The following is a 16,581-nucleotide window of genomic DNA, read 5'->3' as shown; positions in this document are numbered from 1 at the left end:
GGCGAACATCTCGAAAGGGCTGATGCTCAGAAGCTATAGGTCAGCCGCCCGAAGTAATACCCTCCGGTGAAGCCATACGGCGAATACACCCCATACCCCCTGACCATGGTCTTGTTGCTCGGCGCCTGGCGCTCGGGATACACGTCGAACAGGTTGCGCGCGCCGATCGCCAGCTCCAGGTCCCGGGTCAGCTGGTAGCCCACATCCAGGTCGGTGATCCAGCGTGCCTTGTACTCGCGGTCCAGCGAGCGGTCATTGTCGTCGTTCACTTCGCGCCAGGAGCCGTAGCGGGTCAGCCCCAGGTTGACCCGGTAGCGGTCCAGGCGCCAATTGGCGCCAAGGATCAACTTGGTGTGCGGCTGCACGTCGGTCAGCAGGTTGCGCGCCTGACGGCCCATCAGCGCGTATGAGGTGCCGAGGATGTTCACGTTTTGCTTGTAGTCGAGGATCTCGGTGTCGTTCCAGTTGAAGGCCGCGGTCCATTTCACGGTCCCCGCGCTGCCCAGGTCCTGGTCGTAGCTGCTCACCAGGTCCAGGCCCTTGGTGCGGGTGTCGGCGCCGTTGGTGAAGTACTGGCCGCCCGAGGTCGAGTCGATGCCGTTGTTCAGCAGCGTCTGGGTGACCTCCGGTCCCAGCAGGGTGCCGGTGAGCGTGATGCGGTCGCGCACGTTGATCAGGTAGGCGTCGGCGGTGAAGGCCAGGCGTTCGCTGGGCTGCCAGGTCAGGCCCAGGCTGTAGTTGGTGGACTTTTCCGGCTTGAGCGGCTCGGCGCCCAATGCCTGGGCGGCGGGCGAGTCCACCGGCAGCACGCCGTAGTTGATCGACTGGTACACGCCGTCGACCACGCCGAAGGTGGTCGAGCGGGCGCTGAACAGGCTATTGGCCAGTGACGGGGCGCGAAAGCCGTTGCTCACCGTGGCCCGCACGGCCAGCGCCGGGGTCAGCTCGTAGCGGGTGGTCAGCTTGCCGCTGCGGGTGGCGCCGATGCCGCGATCGTAGTGCTCGTAGCGCAGCGCGGCGCCCCAGTACCACTGCGGCAGCGGGTTGAAGCCGACGTCCAGGTAGCCTGCGTAGCTGTTGCGGCTGGCGCTGCTGGCCTCGGCCGGGGAGATGCCGTTGGTGACCTGGGCGCCGGACGAGGCGCAGTTGCCGGGCGCCGCGCAGTAGCCACCGTCGGCCCAGCTGGCCCAGTCGCCGTCCTGCACCTGGTAGGTATCACGGCGTTGTTCCAGGCCCCAGGAAACGTCCAGCGGCTTGCTCAGGCCGACGTCGAAGCTGCGGCGCAGGTCGAGGTTGCTGGTCAACTGCGAGCTGACCCAGGTGCCGGACTCGAAATGATTCGGCGTGGCCTCGCCCAGCGACGGGTTCTGGTTGTTCCAGGTGCCCTGTTCGGCTTCGTTGCGCCCGTAGGTGCTGGACAGGTCCCAGTTCCATTCGCCAGCCAGGCCTTTGGCGCCGAACGCGGCCTGGTAGTCGTGCTCTTCGATGTACCAGGTGGGGGTATAGCCGGACGGGCGGCCATTGGGGCCGGTGGTGATGGTGTTGACGATCGTCGGCAGGCGAAAGTTCTGGCCTTGCTCGGCCTTGCGGTACGACCAGGTGCTGAACGAATACAGGGTGAGTGCGTCGTCCACCGGCAGCTCCGCGTTGTAGCCCAGCGTCAGCAGGTTGATCTTCGGCGTGCCATAGCCGCCGTAGGTGACCTTGCCGGCGCGGTCCAGCGCCTCGGCCTGGCTGTAGCCGTTGGCGCTGGCCTTGTTGTCGTCGTTCTGGCTGCGGGCGTCGAGGGCCAGCTGAACGATGCCGTCGCGGCCGATCTCGAAGCCTTTGTTCAGGCTTTGCTGCACGGTCTGTTTCTTGCCATCGTAGCCTTGCCCGGCGGTGGTCACGGCGGTGCCGCTGGTGTCGGCCTTGAGGATCACGTTGATCACCCCGGCGATGGCGTCGGAGCCGTATTGGGCCGCCGCGCCGTCACGCAGCACTTCGACATGGTCGATGGCACTGATGGGGATCAGGTCCAGGTCGCTGGGCGCGGCGCCGGCGTTGATGCCACTGATGTTCAGGGTGGCGCTGGTATGGCGACGCTTGCCGTTCACCAATACCAGCACCTGGGCGGCGTTGAGGCCGCGCAGGTTCGGCGCGCGGGCCATGCCGCTGGCGTCCCAGCCGGTCTTTTCCGGCAAGGTCAGCGACGGCACGCTGGCGCTGAGGGCTTCCATCAGGCCGGGCTTGCCGGTTTCCTGCAACTGCTTGGCGCTGATCACGTCGATGGGCACCGGGCTGCTGGTGACGGTGCGTTTTTCGCTGCCACGGTTGCCGGTGACGATGACCGTGCCCAGGGCCTGGGCGGCAGTTTCGTCGGCAAGGCCGAGTGAGCTGTGCAGCCCGGCGGCGAGAGCCACGGTCAAAAGTGGGGCGGATGTGAGGGCTTGCTTCATGCTTGCATTTCCTTGTCTGGCGTCGGTGGCGCGCTCAAGGCGCCTTGGCCGCGATCGCATCGATTTCCACCAGCGCCCCCGGCAGCGGCAGGGCCACCACCTGGACGGCGGTACGCGTGGGCGTGCGCGGTTGCTCGGCCGTGGCGAAGTACTGGGTGTAGGCCGCTTGCAGGCCGGCAAAGTCGAGGGCGCCGCCGTTGGCCGGATCACCCACCAGGAACACTCGCAACTGAACGATGTCGCCCAGGTCCAGGCCTTGGCCGCGCAGCGTCGTGCGCAGTTTTTCGAGCACCGAGCGGGTCTGGGTCTCGGTGTTGCCGAATGCCGCGATGCTGCCTTTGGGCGCCTTGGCGTCGGCCACATCCGGCAGGGTGCCGCTGACGAAGGTGAGTTGGCTGCCGGCCGGTACCGTGACCAGTTGCGAAATGGGGAAGTTCGAGCCGGGCGGGGCGACCCGCTTGATGTCGTCGGCATGGGCGTTGAGGGTCAGCGACATGAGGGATGCGGCAAGCAGAAGAAGGCGAGGCATGGGGTGGCTTCCTTGGCAATCAGGCGGCGGCGCCGCGGGTGGTCTGGCTGGCATGGCGGGCGATCAGGCCGACTACGCGGCGGGCGGACTCGGCAGCACTGTTCTGCCAGATCCCGACCCCGCCATGGGCCAGGGCGTCACTAGCCAACCAGGTGCGGCCCTGGGGCTGGTTGAGGATGTCGTAGCCGGGTTGGGCGACTTCGTCGTGGACGATCCACGGCGCTTCGCTGAACGGGATCTTCGACCAGTTCACCACCACCGGCTGGCCCAGCTTGTGGCTGTGGCCCGGATGCAGCGACTCCACCGCCTGGCGCGACGAGGCGATCTGCGCCTGTAGTGACTTGGCGGCGAACTGTTCGGCCACCTCGCCGGTGTTGTAGGTCGCCACCAGCACGCCCCGGGCACTGTTGAGATGGTCGCTGGGGTACCACAGGGTGCGTGCTTCGTGATTGATGTAGCTGAGCCCACCGTAGATCTGGAAGTCCGTCTCCCAGAAGCGCGGCGACTGCCAGGCCACCTTGTTGGCCTTGTCGCCCTCGGCGCTGCCGATGGCCTGCTTGAAGGCGGCGTCGAAATTGTTCGGCAGCTTGGCCAGCAGGGGCAGGGGCAGGGTGACGATGGCGTAGTCCGCGTGTTCGACATGCTGCTTCCCGCTCCTGCGGTCACGCCACACGACCTTGCTGGCGTTGTCGCCGGTTTCCACGCCCAGTACCTCGGCGCCCAGGCGCACGCTGTCCTTGAGCTGGCGGTAGAACGCCTTGGGGATCTGGTCCATGCCGCCGACCGGTTGGAACATGGTCGAGGAAAACTCGGGGATTTCGTCGAATACCAGTGGTAGCAGCAGGTTGCTGTCCAGCAACTGGTCGAGGGGGACCGGCTGGCGCTGGATCGGGGTCTGGTCGCCGGCCCCGGCGAAGCGGGTGTAGCCGGCGCGCACCGAACCGCGGTACTGCTGCTGGCTGTCGAGGTCGCCATAGACCTTGAGGAAGTCCAGTAACGCTTTACGTTGGCCGCTGCTGAGGTCGGCATCGAGGCTGTTGCGGCCGATGCTGCGCGCGAGCAGTTCGCTCAAGTGCCCGCGGGTGTCGTTGACCGCTTGGCGCAACAGCAGCGGCGGGCGTGCCAGGTCGGGCTGGGCCAGGGCATTGCGGCTGCTGTTGACCAGCACCTGCAGTTCGACGCCCAGCTCGCGGCAGTAGCCGAGGATGGTCAGGTGGTGGCTGGGCAGGCGCGCGGCGCCGGCATTGAAAAAGTGCCCCGGGTCGAACTCGACGGTTTGTGACTGTCCATCGTTGTGCTCGACGTGGTCGCCCTGGCGCAGGGTCCAGACGCGGCCGCCGACGCGGTCGCGGGCTTCGAGCACCGTGACCGAGAAGCCGGCCTTGCGCAGTTCGTAAGCCGACACCAGGCCGGAAATCCCCGCGCCAACAATGACCACGCGCTTGCCATTGCCACTGTTGGCGGCCAGTTGCAGAGGTTCGAAAGTGGCGGCCAGGGCATTGTGCCCCAGCGCGCCGAGCGCCGCGCTATAGCCACCCACGGCAGCCAGGCGGGTAATCAGGTCTCTACGGGACAATCCCATGTTGCGGTCTCCGAGGAGTTGGGTTTCGGACAGGCGCAACGGGCAGGCGGACGCAAGAAGGGACCGACGGCGGCTGGCACATATCCATTTGCCTCCGCCATGTCGGGGGTCGGTTTAAAGAACTTAATGGTCTTCTTCAGCGTTGTGAAAGGCTTTTTGGTTCTATGTTAATTATGTTTTAATGTAATTTAACTTTTAAGATTAAATGCAAAATACTGATATTAACCGAGCCGGTGACTTCCCATGGAAAGCCGCACGCGCCGACACGCCACCTCACATGAGCGAGGTGGCGTGTCGGCGCGTGCGCAAGGGGCGGTGCAGCTCAGGCGCTGCGGGTGCCGCGGTCTGACTCCAGCTGTGCGACCAGGGCGCGAATCCTTGGAATCAAGTCTTGGCCGTACTCCACGGCATCGCGCAACTGCTCGAAACCGCGGAACAGGAAGGTGCTCACGCCCAGCTCGTAATAGGCCAGCACGGCCTCGGCCACCTGTTCAGGCGTGCCCACCAGCGAGGTCGAGTTGCCGGCGCCGCCGCCCAGCGCGGCGATTTCGGTCCAGAGCCGGGTGTCATGCACCTTGCGCTGGCTGGCCAGCGCCACCAGCCGCTCGGAGCCTGTGTTGCTGCGTCCGAAGTTCTTGTCCCGGCGCTTGCCTTGACGGATGCCGATATGCGCCCTGGCCTCGGCCAGGATCCGCTCGGCGCGGGCCCAGGCCTCGTCCTCGGTGGCGCCCAGGATCGGTCGCAGCGACAGGCTGAAGCGGATGTGCTTGTCCCGCCCATGACGGGCGGCGGCCTTGCGCACCTGGGCGATGCGCTCGCGTACCTGCTCCAGCGGCTCGCCCCACATCATGTAGACGTCGGCGTGCTTGGCCGCGACCTCCACCGCCGCCTCCGAGGCCCCGGAGAAGTACACCGGCAGGGTGCCCACCGGCTTGACCAGGGTCAGGTTGTCCTCCACCCGGTAGTGCGTGCCCTGGTGGTCGAAGGGCTGCTGCCGCGTCCAGGTACTGCGCAGTACCTCCAGGTACTCGTCGGTGCGGGCGTAGCGGGCATCCTTGTCGAGGAAGTCGCCGTCGCGCTGCAGGTCGCCGCTGTCGCCGCCGGTGATCACGTTGATCGCGGCGCGGCCGCGGCTGAGCTGGTCGAGGGTGGCGAACTGGCGGGCGGCGAAGGTCGGTGCCTGGAAGCCGGGACGGTGCGCCACCAGCAGGCCAATGCGTTCGGTCAGCGCGGCCACGTAGCTTGCGAGGATCATCGAGTCCGGGGCGCTGGTGTCGACCGCCAGCAGCGCCTTGTCGAACCCGCCGTATTCCTGGGCCTGGGCGAAGGCCTTGATGAACTTCAGGTCGACCAGCGGGCCGCGTGGGGCCTGTGACTCACTCGCTTCCTGAGGGCCGATGAGGCCGATGAATTCGAGGCTCATGCGATGGAACTCCTTTTCGTCCTGTTGGGCGGCCTCAGGCGACCGCTGTCTGGTTGCGGCGCAGGGTATTGCGGTTGGCCGGTACATTCAGGCCGAAGCTCTCGCGCAGGGTGCGGCCGGGATACTCGTGGCGTACCAGGCCTCGGGCTTGCAGCAGCGGCACCACCAGCTCGGTGAAGTACTGCAGGCCATCGGGCAGCAGCGAGTTGATGATGAAACCATCGGCGGCGCCATCCTCGAACCAGTCCTGCAGGGCATTGGCGACCTGCTCGGGGGTCCCGGTGAAGTCCCGCCTCGGGCGGGAGAAGCGCAAGGCCAGCTGGCGCAGGGTCAGGGCCTCGTCGCGGGCCAGTTGCTTGAGCTGGTCGGCGGTGCCTTTGTGGCTGTTGTCGCCCAGCGTGCCCAGGTCGGGGAAGGGTTCATCGAGCGCGTGCTGGCTGAAGTCGTAGTCGTTGAATGGGCGTCCGAGGGCGACCAGGGCATCCTCGATGCTCACCAGGTCGACGGCCTGCTGGTAGCGGCGCTCGACTTCCGCTTCGTCGCGGCCGACGATGGGGCGGATGCCCGGCAGGATGAACAGCTGGTCCGGGTCGCGGCCATGGCGCGCGGCGCGTTGTTTCAGGTCCTGGTAGTAGGCGCGGGCATCGCTGAACGACTCGGGGCTGACAAAGATCGCATCGGCGTTCTGGGCGGCGAAAGCGCGCCCGTCCTCCGACACGCCGGCCTGGAAGATCAGTGGCTGCCCCTGGGGCGAGCGCTGGATGTTCAGCGGGCCTTTGACCTTGAAGAACTCACCCTGATGGCCAAGGGTGTGCAGCTTGTCCGGGTCGAAGAACTTGCCGGTCTGCTTGTCGCGGGTAAAGGCGTCATCTTCCCACGAGTCCCACAGCCCCTGGACCACCTCGACATGTTCGCGGGCGATGCGGTAGCGCACGGCGTGGGGCGGGTGCTCGGCCTTGCCGAAGTTGTCGGCGGTACCCGACAGCCACGAGGTGACCACGTTCCAGCCGGCGCGTCCGCCGCTGATCAGATCCAGCGAGGCGAATTGGCGGGCGACCTGGAAGGGCTCGGTGTAGCTGACCGTGACCGTGGCCACCAGGCCGATGTGGGTGGTGACCGCCGCCAGCGCCGAGAGCAGGGTCAGCGGTTCGAAGCGGTTCAGGTAGTGGGGGCTGGAACGGGCGTGGATGTGCAGGCTGTCGGCGATGAAGGCGAAATCGAACTTGGCGGCTTCGGCCAACCGCGCCTGCTGCTGGTAGAACCCGAAGTTGACGCTGGCATCGGCCAGTGCCTCGGGATGACGCCATTCGCCCCAGCCGTGGCCGACGCCGTGGATCATTGCACCCAGATGTATCTGTCGCTTGCTCATGATCATTTCCTCTTGCTTGCCATGCATGAATGTCGATCAGCACCGCGTGGTGGCTCCACGCGACACCGCCGTTAAACCGCGACGGGCAGCACGCTGCGCGAATGCCCGGGTATCGCCGCAATCAGCTCCCGCGTGTAGGCACTGGCGGGCTGGCCGAAGACCTGCGCCGCAGGCCCTTGCTCGACCACTTGCCCACGCCGCAGCACCAGCACCTGGTCGGCCATGCTGGCTACTACCGCCAGGTCATGGGAGACGAGCACATAAGCCATCCCCAGATCGCGCTGCAGGTCGTTCAGCAGGCTGAGAATCTGCGCCTGAACCGACACATCCAGCGCGCTGACCGGCTCGTCGAGCAGCAGCACATCAGGCTCCAGAGCCAGGGCCCGGGCAATCGCCACCCGTTGCCGCTGGCCGCCCGAAAGCTCCCTGGGCAGGCGGTCGAGCACGTGCACCGGCAAGCGCACCCGGCTGATCAGCTCGCGGGCCTTGCGCTCCAGCGCCGCGCCCTTGAGCAGGCCGAACGACACCAGCGGCTCGACGATGCTGTCGAATACGCTCAAGCGTGGGTCGAGGGCGGCGAACGGGTTCTGCTGCACCAACTGGATGCGTCGACGCAGGGGGCGGAACTGCCGCCAGCTGCAGGCGCTGACATCCACGCCGGCGAATTCCACGCGCCCCTGGCTGGGCTTCTCCAAGCCCAGGGCGATACGCAGCGCGGTGCTCTTGCCCGAGCCTGACTCGCCGACGATGGCCAGGGTCTGGCCGGCATGCAGCTCGAGGCTCAGGTCGTGCAGCGCGGTGAACGACTCGCCCGGGCCGGGCAGCGCAAAGCGTTTGCCGACGTTGCTCAGGCGCAGCAGCGGCGCCTGGTGGTCTGGTACGCCTGACCTGCGCCGTGGCACGAAGGCGGGGGCGGCGTTGAGCAAGTCGCGCGTGTAGGGTTGCGCCGCGCCCCAGAGGATCTGCCTGGGCGAGGCGTGCTCCACCTGTTCACCCTGTTTCATCACCAGCAGGCGGTCGGCGCGGTCGCAAGCCATGCCCAGGTCATGGGTGATGATCAGCAAGGCGATGCCACGCTCGGCCACCAGCTGCTGCAGGTGGTCGAGAATGCGCCGTTGCACTGTCACGTCCAGGGCGCTGGTGGGTTCGTCGGCAATGATCAGCCGCGGCTCGCCGGCCAGGGCGATGGCGATCAGCACCCGCTGGCGCATGCCGCCGGACAGCTCGTGGGGGTATTGCCGGGCGCGCAGCGCCGGGTCGTCCAGGCCGACCTGGGCCAGCAGCCGCAGTACGTCGGCGTCCAGTTCCGGGTAGCGTCGACCACGGGCCAGCAGCAGGGCCTCGGCGATCTGCCGGCCAATGCGCAGGGTGGGGTTGAGGCTGACCATCGGGTCCTGCGGCACCAGGCCGATGGTGCGCCCGCGCAATTGGCGGCGGGTGCGCTCGCTGGCCTGGGCGACATCGATGCCGGCGACCCACAGTTGGCCCTGGTCGATCCGGGCATTGTCCGGCAGCAGGCCGAGCAGGGCATTGGCCAGGGTCGACTTGCCTGAGCCCGACTCGCCGACGATGGCCAGGGTCTCGCCCTGATTCAGCTGCAACGACAAGCTGCGCAGCGCCTGGGGGCGTTCACCAGCGATGGCATAGCTGACACTGAGGTCGCGGACCTCGATCAGGGGCGACGGGCTCATCGGGCATGCTCCTCGGCGCTGCGCGCCAGGTGATTGAGGCTGAACACCACGGCGACCACGAACAGCCCCGGCAGCAGGGATACCCAGGGGGCGGTGACGAGGAAATGGCGGCCGTTGGCGATCAGCGTGCCCCATTCCGCCGCGGGCGGCGCCGCGCCGAATCCGAGAAAACTCAGCCCGGCGGTGGCCAGGATGGCTGCGCCGAAATCCAAGGTGGCGAGCACCGCCACCGGCCCCCAGGCGTTGGGCAGCACATGCCTCAGCAGCGTGCGCGCCCAGCTGGCGCCGCCCAGGCGGGCGGCCTCGACGTAAGGCAAGCTCTTTACCCGCAGCACTTCGGCGCGGGTGGTGCGAGCGAAGCCCGGGATGATGCCGACCCCCACGGCGATGGCCACGGGCACGGTGCCAAAGCCGATGGCGGTGACGATGGCCAGGGCCAGCAACAGGCCGGGCAGTGCCAGCAACACGTCGGTCAGGCGCATCAGCACCGCGTCGACGCGCCCGCCGGCGAAGCCCGCCAGCACGCCCAGGCCCAGGCCGCCGAGCAGCGCCAGGGTCACCGCCAGCAGTGCCGCCAGCACCGACAGGCGCGCGCCGTACACCACCCGGGTATACAGGTCGCGGCCCAGTTCGTCGGTGCCGAACCAGTGCGTCAGGCTGGGCGCGCTGAGCTTGTCGGCGGGGGCGGTGGTGTAGGGGTCGAAATGGGTCAATAGCTGAGGCGTCAGCGCGCAGAGCAGGGCGAACAGCACGATCGCCAGGGCCAGGCTGAAACCGGGCCGGCGCAGCAAGGGGGTCAAGGCCAGGTGCGCGCGCGCCAGGCGTGTGCGGCGTTTCCAGGTGGCGGGGAGGGCCTCGTCGCCGGTCAGCCGGCTGGCGCGGGAAATGTCGATTGTCATGTCAGCTCACCTTGGCGGCATGGGTGATGCGTGGGTCCAGCAAGGGATAGAGCAGGTCGACGATCAGGTTCACCACCACGAAGGCAGTGGCCGACACCGTGACGATCGCCAGCACCACCGGGATGTCCTGGCGCAGCACGGCTTCCTGGGCCAGGCGGCCGACACCGTTGCGCGAGAAGATGGTCTCCACCAGCACCGCGCCGGACACCGTGTTGCCCACCTGCAGGCCGACCAGGGTCAGCAGCGGCAACGCCGCGTTGCGCAAGCCATGGCGCGCCTGCACCTGACCCCGGCTCAGGCCTTTGGCGAAGGCGGTGACGATGTACGGCTCGCGCCACACGCCTTGAAAGCCGCGTTGCAGCACCTGGGCGTAGACCGCGGCGCTGGGGATCGCCAGGGTGACGGCTGGCAGCACCAGGCTGGCCAGGCCCTGGCTGCCGGTGGCCGGGAACCAGCCCAGGGCGAAGGCGAACACCTGGATCAGCAGCAGGCCCATCCAGAACACCGGCACCGAAAAGCCCAGCGACGGCAGGCGCGCCAGCGCGGTCTTCAGCGCAGGCCATTGCAGGTAGGCGGTCAGGTAGGCCAGGCCGACCCCGGCCAGCAGCGACAGGACGATGGCGCTGCCGGCCAGGGCCAGGGTCTGTGGCAGGCGCTCGGCCAGCAGCGCGGTGACCGGCCGGCCCAGCGACAGCGACTGGCCGAGGTCGCCGTGCAGGGCACGCCAGAGCAGGTCGCCGTATTGCTCGAACAGGCCCTTGTCCAGTCCGTAATAGGCGCGGGCCTTGGCCAGGTCCTCGGGCGACAGGCCGTCGGCCTCCATGCCTGAGGCGCTGAGCATGATCGCCAGGGTATCGCCCGGCAGCAGATAGAGGATGAAGTAGGTGATGGTGTACGCGCCCCAGAGCACCAGCAGCGCCTGGCCGATGCGGCCGATCAGGTAGTGCTTCATGGCTGCTCGACCTGGATATCGCTGAGCAGGGCGAAACCTTCGGCGGTCCAGCGGAAGTCCTTGACTCGTGGCGCGGTGGCGGCCTGCCAGACACGCTCGTACAACGGGAAGGCGCTGGCTTCGTCGACCAGCAGGTCCTGCAACTGGCCATAGGCCTGGGCCCGCTGCGAACCGGCGGTGGCGCTGAGGCCACTGTCGAACAGCGCCTGGGCCAAGGCCTGTGTCCGGGGCTCGTAGGTATTGGTGGCAAGCGTGGCGCTGTTGGCCGTGCGTGGATCGAGAATGGTCTGCAGGACGATCGGGTCGGCGCGGGTCATGTAGGTGGAGGTCAGGTCATAGTTGCCCGACGCGTTGCCGGTCACCCATTCGGCACGGGTCAGCACGTTCAGCTTGAGATCGATGCCGACCTTGCGCAGTTGGTCCTGCACCAGCACGTCACCGGCGGTTTCGGCGGGGGTGATGATGTAGCGCAAGGTCAGGCGCTTGTCGTTCTTGTGCCGGTAGCCGTCCTCGCCCTTGGGCCAGCCGGCGGCGTCGAGCAGTTGTTCGGCGCCCTTGGGGTCGTAGGCGAGCTTGCTGGCCTGGGGCTTGAAATACGGCGTGGTGACGTCGTAGACGCCGCTCACCACCGGGAACTCGGCGTTGTACACGGTGCGCGCGTAACTGGTGCGGTCGATGGCTTTCTGCAGCGCCAAGCGCACCTGGCGGTCGCCCAACAGACGGTCGTTGCGGGTGTTGGGGTAGAGGTTCAGGGCCGGGCCCGGCAGCGAGCGGCTCTGGATGGTCGCGCCCCTGGACTGGAAGAGTTTGAGGTCGACTTCCGAGAACGGGTTGCGTGGCCACAGGATATCGGCCTTGCCCTGCAGGAACAGGCCGTTGCGCACGCTCTCCTCGGGGATGTAGCTGATCTCCACGGCATCCAGGTGCGCCGGGCCCTGGTTGCGCACATTGGCCGAGGCCCACGCGTAGTCCGCGCGCTTGACCAGGCGTGCGCCGACTTCCGGCGTGTAGTGCTCGAGCACGAATGGACCGGTGCCGATGATCTTGCCCAGCGAGCGCTCCTGCGCGGTCAGCCGGTAGGAGGCTGGAGCGAGGATCGCCAGGTTGGTGGTGGAGGTGGCCTGCAGGAAGCCTGCGTTGGGCTTGTTCAGCACCAGGCGCACGGTGAAGTCGTCGAGTACTTCGGCGTGGTCGTAGCCGGCGAGGTAGGTGGCGCCGAAGGTGGCCGGCAGCTGGGTGGCGAAGGCCTTGTTGCTGTCGAAGGCGGTTTTCACGGCATGGGCGTCGAAGCGCTCGCCGTTGCTGAAGGTGACGTCCTGGCGCAGGTGGAAGGTATAGCTCAGGGCATCGGCGCCGACCTCCCAGCTGTTCGCCAGCCAGGGAATGATGCGGCCGCTCTGCGGATCCTGGTCGGTGAGGGATTCGGCGACGTTACGCAGCAACACACGGTGCTCCAGCCAGTAGACCTGGAAGGGGTCGACACTGACCAGGGTGGTGTTGTCGCCCCAGAAGGCGATGTTCAGGGTTTTGCTGGCGGTGCTGTTGTCGGCCGGTGAGCAGGCACCGAGCATCAAGGTCAGGGAGGCGATGGCGAACAGGCGGTGCGGTGCGGGCATGGGGTGGTCCTTCATCAGAATGGGGCCTTGGCGTACCGGCCAGGCGGGCGGCACGGGCTGCGGATGATCTTCAGTCAGTCCTGGTAGTCCCGGCCCTCGCGGTCCAGCTGTCGGATCAACGCATCCCAATGCCGCTGGATGCCTTCCCCCTTGCCTTCGGCAAACCGCTTGGACTGCTCGTGCACTTTGGCAATCGCCGCCTGCGGCGCATGCAGCAGCTGGTCGTTGCCCCCGGCCTGGGCCGCCACCTGGATGTTGCAGGCACGCTCCAGCCCATGCAGTTCACGGAACGCGTGCTCCACGCTGATCCCCCCGGTCAGCAGCCCGTGGTTGCGCAGGATGAGGATGTTGCTTTCACCCAGGTTGGCCACCAGCCGCTGCTGTTCGTCCAGGTCCAGGGCCACGCCTTCGTAGTCGTGGTACGCCACCCGGCTGTAGTAGGCCAGGGCGTGCTGGGAGATCGGCAGCAGGCCATCGCGCTGGGCCGACACCGCCGCGCCGTCGCGGGTATGGGTATGCAGCACGGCCTTGAGGTCGGGGCGGGCGCGGTGAATGGCACTGTGGATCACGTACCCGGCCTGGTTGATGCCCAGCCCCAGCGGGTCGTCGATGAGCGTGCCGTCGACGTCGACCTTGACCAGGTTGGAGGCGCTGATCTCGTCGAATAGCAAGCCGAAGGCGTTGATCAGGAAATGCTCGTCCGGCCCTGGCACGCGGGCCGAAAAATGCGTGTAGATGTGGTCGGTCCAGCGGAACAGGGCGGCCAGCCGGTAGGCGGCGGCCAGCTTGACCCGAACCTCCCACTCTTGCGGGCTGACCCGGTCGCGCACGTGATGAGGGTTGGCGGTGACGGCAGACAGTGAACTCATGGGGTGCTCCGGTAATCAGTAGCCGCGCGCGGTGTCGACCAGGTTGGCCAGGGGCGCCTGCTCGCGGTAGCGGTGGAAGTTGCTGATAAAGGCCTCGAGGAAGGCCGGGTAGCCGTCCTCGGAAATGGCCGAGGTGTGCGGCGACAGGAACACCCGCGGATGGTGGTACAGCGGGTGGCCGGCGGGCAGCGGCTCGGGGTCGGTGACATCCAGGCTGGCCCGGCCGATCAGGCCGCTGTCCAGGGCATCGAGCAGGGCCTGTTGGTCGAGCAGGCCGCCACGGGCGATGTTGACCAGGTGCAGGCCGGGGCGGGCGTGGGCCAGCACCTGGTGGTCGATCAGGCCACGGGTAGCCGGGGTGAGCGGGGCGGCCAGCACCAGGTGATCGCTGCCGGCGAACAGCTGGCGGAGGTCGGCGGCGCGTACCACCCCCGGCACCTCGGCGATGGCTTGGCCGGGGCGGCTCATGGCCAGTACCCGCATGCCCAGCGCCGTAGCCTTGCGCGCCAGGCTCTGGCCGATACTGCCGAAACCGAGAATGCCCAGGGTACGACCGTGCAGCGGTGCCAATGGGGTCAGTTGCCAGTCGGTATCCTTGACCCACAGTCCAGGCAAGCGCTTGGCGGCGGCGAACAGCAGGGCGAGGGCGAACTCGGCCACCTGTTCGGCGTTGGCGCCCTTGCCGGTGGTGACCGGCGCACCCTGAAACACCCAGTCGGGGTAGAAGTCGATGCCCGACGACACCAGTTGCACCCACTTCAGGCCCCAGGGCCAACCGGGTGGCGGGCTGTCGATGCGCTGGCCGCGCACGTTGATCGGTCGCAGGATGAACACATCAGCGGGCGCATCGAGGGCCAACTGGTCGGCGGCGATATCGATGATCTCGTGGTCGGCCAGTTGCTCGCGCAAGATCTGATTGGCCTGGGCGTCGAGTTGGCTGGCGATGATCGAATGGCTCATGCCCGTGCCTCCGTCAGCGCGGCGCGCCCGACCTGGGCGAACACAACGTCGTCCTGCGGGGTGTGGATGCGACTGCACAGCACATCGCGGTAGTGCCGCTCCAGCGGGTTGCGGCGCGATAGCCCGGGGTTGCCGGCGGCCTCGATGGCCAACTCCACGGCCTGGATGGCGTTGGCGCTGACCAGGTGCTTGAGCTGGCCGGCATGCCGCGCGCCGACCTGCCCGCTGGCGGCTGACTCGAGCAGGCTCTGATTGGCGAACAGCAGGGTGTCGATACGCCCGATCACTTCCTGGAACCTTGGCAGGCTGGCCAGCGGCGCACCGAGGTTGGAAGGGGCTCGCTGGTTCACAAAGCCCACCAGCCAGTCGCGCGCGGCGCGGGCCACCCCGTCGTACACCGCCGGCAGCAACACGCCCATCCACAGCAGGCTGTCGCCATCCAGCTCGGCCTTGGGCGCGCTGGCAGGGCTGACGCTTACCGCGTGGTCCAGCGGGATCAGCACGTCATCAAAACGTACTTCATGGCTGCAGGTGGCGCGCATGCCCAGGTGGTCCCAGTCGTCGACGATGGTGATGCCGGGGGTGCCGCGATGCACCAGGAAGCCGCCGATCAGTGGGTCGCTGTCATCGCTGCGGCCCCAGACCAGGTACCAGGTCAGGCCATGGCTGCCGGTGGAGTAGATCTTGCGACCACTCAGTCGCCAGCCCTCGGCGGTGCGCCGCGCCACGGTGGCGGGCAGGCCGCCGCGGGCCGGTGTGCCGAGTTCGGGCTCGACGCGCAGGGCGTTGATCAGCGCGCCGTGCTGCACGGCATCGCGGGCCACGCGCTGGCGCAGGTGTTCGGGCCAGCGTGTCTCGTCCTGCAGGCGAAAGTGCTGCAGGTATTGCATCACCAGAATCAGCGCGCTGGCCGGGTCGCCCTTGGCGACCGCGCCAATCACCCGGCGGGCGCAGGCAAGGTCCGCGCCGCCACCACCGAGGGCCTGGGGCACGGTGAGGGCGAGCAGGCCGTGGCGTTGCAGCAGGTCGAAGTTGTCCTGGGGGAACTGGGCATTGCGGTCGTAGCGCTCGGCATTGGCCGCGAGGGCCTGCGTCAGCTCGGCGAGGGCGCTGTCGGACGGGTGACTCATCGGGTTCATCCCTGGATGACGGTGTGTTGGCTAAGACCGTATTCGCATGGATGAAGGCTGTAAAAGTCTTTTTAGTTCTATGCTAATTATTTGTTTTAAGAATTTATATGTTTAATCTTTATGCGTAAATTGCATTTATGGATTGATCGGCCGGGTAACCCGGGCCAGCTCAACCCAGCAGCCGATGCCCCGCCACTTCACCAAACAGCTCCACCGGTTCCTGCAGGTTGCCCAGGTAACGCGGATGGAACAGCCACAGATCCACCTGCGGCTTGAAATCGCTGACATTGAGCACATCCAGCGCATCGCGATGGCGGCTGGCCTGCAGCAGTGGCTCAGGCACCAGGCCCAGGCCCTGGCCGTTGGCGACCAACCCCAGCTGCAACTCGGTGCCGAAGGTTTCCAGGTTGATCGACAGGCTCAGCCCCTGTTCGCTGAGTGCCCGTTGCAGCCCCGCGCGAAAGCCACAACCATCGGGGTTGAGAACCCAGCCACGGGTATAGCAATCCTTGAGCTTGTAGCTGCGCTTGGCGACGCTACCCCGGGCCGCCACCACCTTGAGCGGCATGCGCGCGATCGACTGGCTGGCGATGCCGTCGGGGAAAATCTTGCCCGGCGGGAACAGCGCGGCGGCGGCGTCCAGTTCGCCATTCTCCATGCGAGTGATCAGGCTGCTGCCCCAGCCGCTGCTGACCTGGGTGCGCAATTGCGGATAGGCCTCGCGGATCCGCGCCAGGGCCTCGAGCAGCACCACATCGCCAAGGGTCTGCGGCACGCCCAGGCGCAGGGTGCCGGAAGGGGCGCCATCGTTGGCGACCATTTCGCGCAATGCGTCGATTTCGCGCAGGATCGCTTTGCACTGTTCATAGACCCGCAGGCCCATGGGCGTTGGCTTGAGCGGTTTGGTGTTGCGGTCGAGGAGGGTGGCGCCGAGGTCTTGCTCGAAGTTCTGCACCCGGCGGGTAATGGCTGGCTGCGTCAGTTGCAGGGCCTCGGCGGCGAGGTTGGTGGACTGGCAACGAATGACCGCGACGAAGGCGTCCATATCATCGATTTTCATAATCGGCGCTCACAGGATCGAACGAAAAAATAAGCCAATAGCATAATCTGACTGGCAGGTAAT

General features: G+C 67.0%; 13 protein-coding genes. All 13 read right to left on the bottom strand.

The window, feature by feature from the left end; genetic code table 11:
- Positions 1-26: 26 nt before the first annotated feature.
- The 13 genes from V0R62_RS03075 to V0R62_RS03015 all read right to left on the bottom strand — a co-directional run bounded on the left by V0R62_RS03075 (position 27) and on the right by V0R62_RS03015 (position 16,518).
- Complete coding sequence (locus tag V0R62_RS03075; RefSeq protein WP_330102691.1) at positions 27-2,438, bottom strand: TonB-dependent receptor plug domain-containing protein; 2,412 nt, start codon at positions 2,436-2,438, stop codon at positions 27-29.
- A 34-nt stretch (positions 2,439-2,472) separates the two neighbouring features.
- A complete protein-coding gene (locus tag V0R62_RS03070; protein ID WP_330102690.1) occupies positions 2,473-2,967 on the bottom strand; it encodes a RidA family protein in 495 nt (164 codons plus the stop codon).
- A 19-nt stretch (positions 2,968-2,986) separates the two neighbouring features.
- A complete protein-coding gene (locus V0R62_RS03065; protein ID WP_330102689.1) occupies positions 2,987-4,549 on the bottom strand; it encodes a flavin monoamine oxidase family protein in 1,563 nt (520 codons plus the stop codon).
- A gap of 322 nt (positions 4,550-4,871) precedes the next feature.
- Positions 4,872-5,972, bottom strand: a complete 1,101-nt coding sequence (locus V0R62_RS03060; protein ID WP_330102688.1) for an LLM class flavin-dependent oxidoreductase — start codon at positions 5,970-5,972, stop codon at positions 4,872-4,874.
- Between the two features lie 34 nt (positions 5,973-6,006).
- Positions 6,007-7,341 (bottom strand): LLM class flavin-dependent oxidoreductase, encoded by a 1,335-nt coding sequence (locus V0R62_RS03055; protein ID WP_330102687.1) that lies wholly within the window; start codon positions 7,339-7,341, stop codon positions 6,007-6,009.
- Between the two features lie 71 nt (positions 7,342-7,412).
- A complete protein-coding gene (locus tag V0R62_RS03050) occupies positions 7,413-9,032 on the bottom strand; it encodes an ABC transporter ATP-binding protein (protein ID WP_330102686.1) in 1,620 nt (539 codons plus the stop codon).
- Complete coding sequence (locus V0R62_RS03045; RefSeq protein ID WP_330102685.1) at positions 9,029-9,931, bottom strand: ABC transporter permease; 903 nt, start codon at positions 9,929-9,931, stop codon at positions 9,029-9,031. Before V0R62_RS03045 ends, V0R62_RS03050 begins: the two co-directional genes overlap by 4 nt.
- Before the next feature lies 1 nt (position 9,932).
- A complete protein-coding gene (locus V0R62_RS03040) occupies positions 9,933-10,883 on the bottom strand; it encodes an ABC transporter permease (protein WP_330102684.1) in 951 nt (316 codons plus the stop codon).
- On the bottom strand, positions 10,880-12,499 hold the full coding sequence (locus V0R62_RS03035; protein ID WP_330102683.1) for an ABC transporter substrate-binding protein: 1,620 nt from the start codon (positions 12,497-12,499) through the stop codon (positions 10,880-10,882). The genes V0R62_RS03040 and V0R62_RS03035 overlap by 4 nt, the downstream gene beginning before the upstream one ends.
- 74 nt (positions 12,500-12,573) lie before the next feature.
- On the bottom strand, positions 12,574-13,368 hold the full coding sequence (locus V0R62_RS03030) for a class II aldolase/adducin family protein (RefSeq protein WP_330102682.1): 795 nt from the start codon (positions 13,366-13,368) through the stop codon (positions 12,574-12,576).
- 15 nt (positions 13,369-13,383) lie between these two features.
- On the bottom strand, positions 13,384-14,328 hold the full coding sequence (locus V0R62_RS03025; protein WP_330102681.1) for a D-isomer specific 2-hydroxyacid dehydrogenase family protein: 945 nt from the start codon (positions 14,326-14,328) through the stop codon (positions 13,384-13,386).
- Entirely contained in the window at positions 14,325-15,458 is a 1,134-nt protein-coding gene (locus V0R62_RS03020; RefSeq protein ID WP_330102680.1) for an acyl-CoA dehydrogenase family protein, read from the bottom strand. Before V0R62_RS03020 ends, V0R62_RS03025 begins: the two co-directional genes overlap by 4 nt.
- Before the next feature lie 169 nt (positions 15,459-15,627).
- The gene (locus tag V0R62_RS03015) at positions 15,628-16,518 is read right to left on the bottom strand and encodes a LysR family transcriptional regulator (protein ID WP_330102679.1); all 891 of its coding nucleotides are present in this window, start codon (positions 16,516-16,518) and stop codon (positions 15,628-15,630) included.
- Between the last annotated feature and the right edge of the window lie 63 nt (positions 16,519-16,581).

The sequence above is a fragment of the Pseudomonas carassii genome (assembly GCF_036324045.1).
Lineage (GTDB): Bacteria > Pseudomonadota > Gammaproteobacteria > Pseudomonadales > Pseudomonadaceae > Aquipseudomonas > Aquipseudomonas peradeniyensis.
Note: the sequence above shows the minus strand (reverse complement) of the source record. Positions and strands in the feature narration are given on the sequence as shown.

Excerpts from the sequence above, each read along its gene's own strand:
- V0R62_RS03060 (WP_330102688.1), bottom strand. The coding sequence starts at position 5,972 with ATGAGCCTCGAATTCATCGGCCTCATCGGCCCTCAGGAAGCGAGTGAG.
- V0R62_RS03025 (WP_330102681.1), bottom strand. The coding sequence starts at position 14,328 with ATGAGCCATTCGATCATCGCCAGCCAACTCGACGCCCAGGCCAATCAG.
- V0R62_RS03070 (WP_330102690.1), bottom strand. The coding sequence starts at position 2,967 with ATGCCTCGCCTTCTTCTGCTTGCCGCATCCCTCATGTCGCTGACCCTC.
- V0R62_RS03035 (WP_330102683.1), bottom strand. The coding sequence starts at position 12,499 with ATGCCCGCACCGCACCGCCTGTTCGCCATCGCCTCCCTGACCTTGATG.
- V0R62_RS03065 (WP_330102689.1), bottom strand. The coding sequence starts at position 4,549 with ATGGGATTGTCCCGTAGAGACCTGATTACCCGCCTGGCTGCCGTGGGT.
- V0R62_RS03015 (WP_330102679.1), bottom strand. The coding sequence starts at position 16,518 with ATGAAAATCGATGATATGGACGCCTTCGTCGCGGTCATTCGTTGCCAG.
- V0R62_RS03055 (WP_330102687.1), bottom strand. The coding sequence starts at position 7,341 with ATGAGCAAGCGACAGATACATCTGGGTGCAATGATCCACGGCGTCGGC.
- V0R62_RS03020 (WP_330102680.1), bottom strand. The coding sequence starts at position 15,458 with ATGAGTCACCCGTCCGACAGCGCCCTCGCCGAGCTGACGCAGGCCCTC.
- V0R62_RS03075 (WP_330102691.1), bottom strand. The coding sequence starts at position 2,438 with ATGAAGCAAGCCCTCACATCCGCCCCACTTTTGACCGTGGCTCTCGCC.
- V0R62_RS03040 (WP_330102684.1), bottom strand. The coding sequence starts at position 10,883 with ATGAAGCACTACCTGATCGGCCGCATCGGCCAGGCGCTGCTGGTGCTC.
- V0R62_RS03045 (WP_330102685.1), bottom strand. The coding sequence starts at position 9,931 with ATGACAATCGACATTTCCCGCGCCAGCCGGCTGACCGGCGACGAGGCC.
- V0R62_RS03050 (WP_330102686.1), bottom strand. The coding sequence starts at position 9,032 with ATGAGCCCGTCGCCCCTGATCGAGGTCCGCGACCTCAGTGTCAGCTAT.
- V0R62_RS03030 (WP_330102682.1), bottom strand. The coding sequence starts at position 13,368 with ATGAGTTCACTGTCTGCCGTCACCGCCAACCCTCATCACGTGCGCGAC.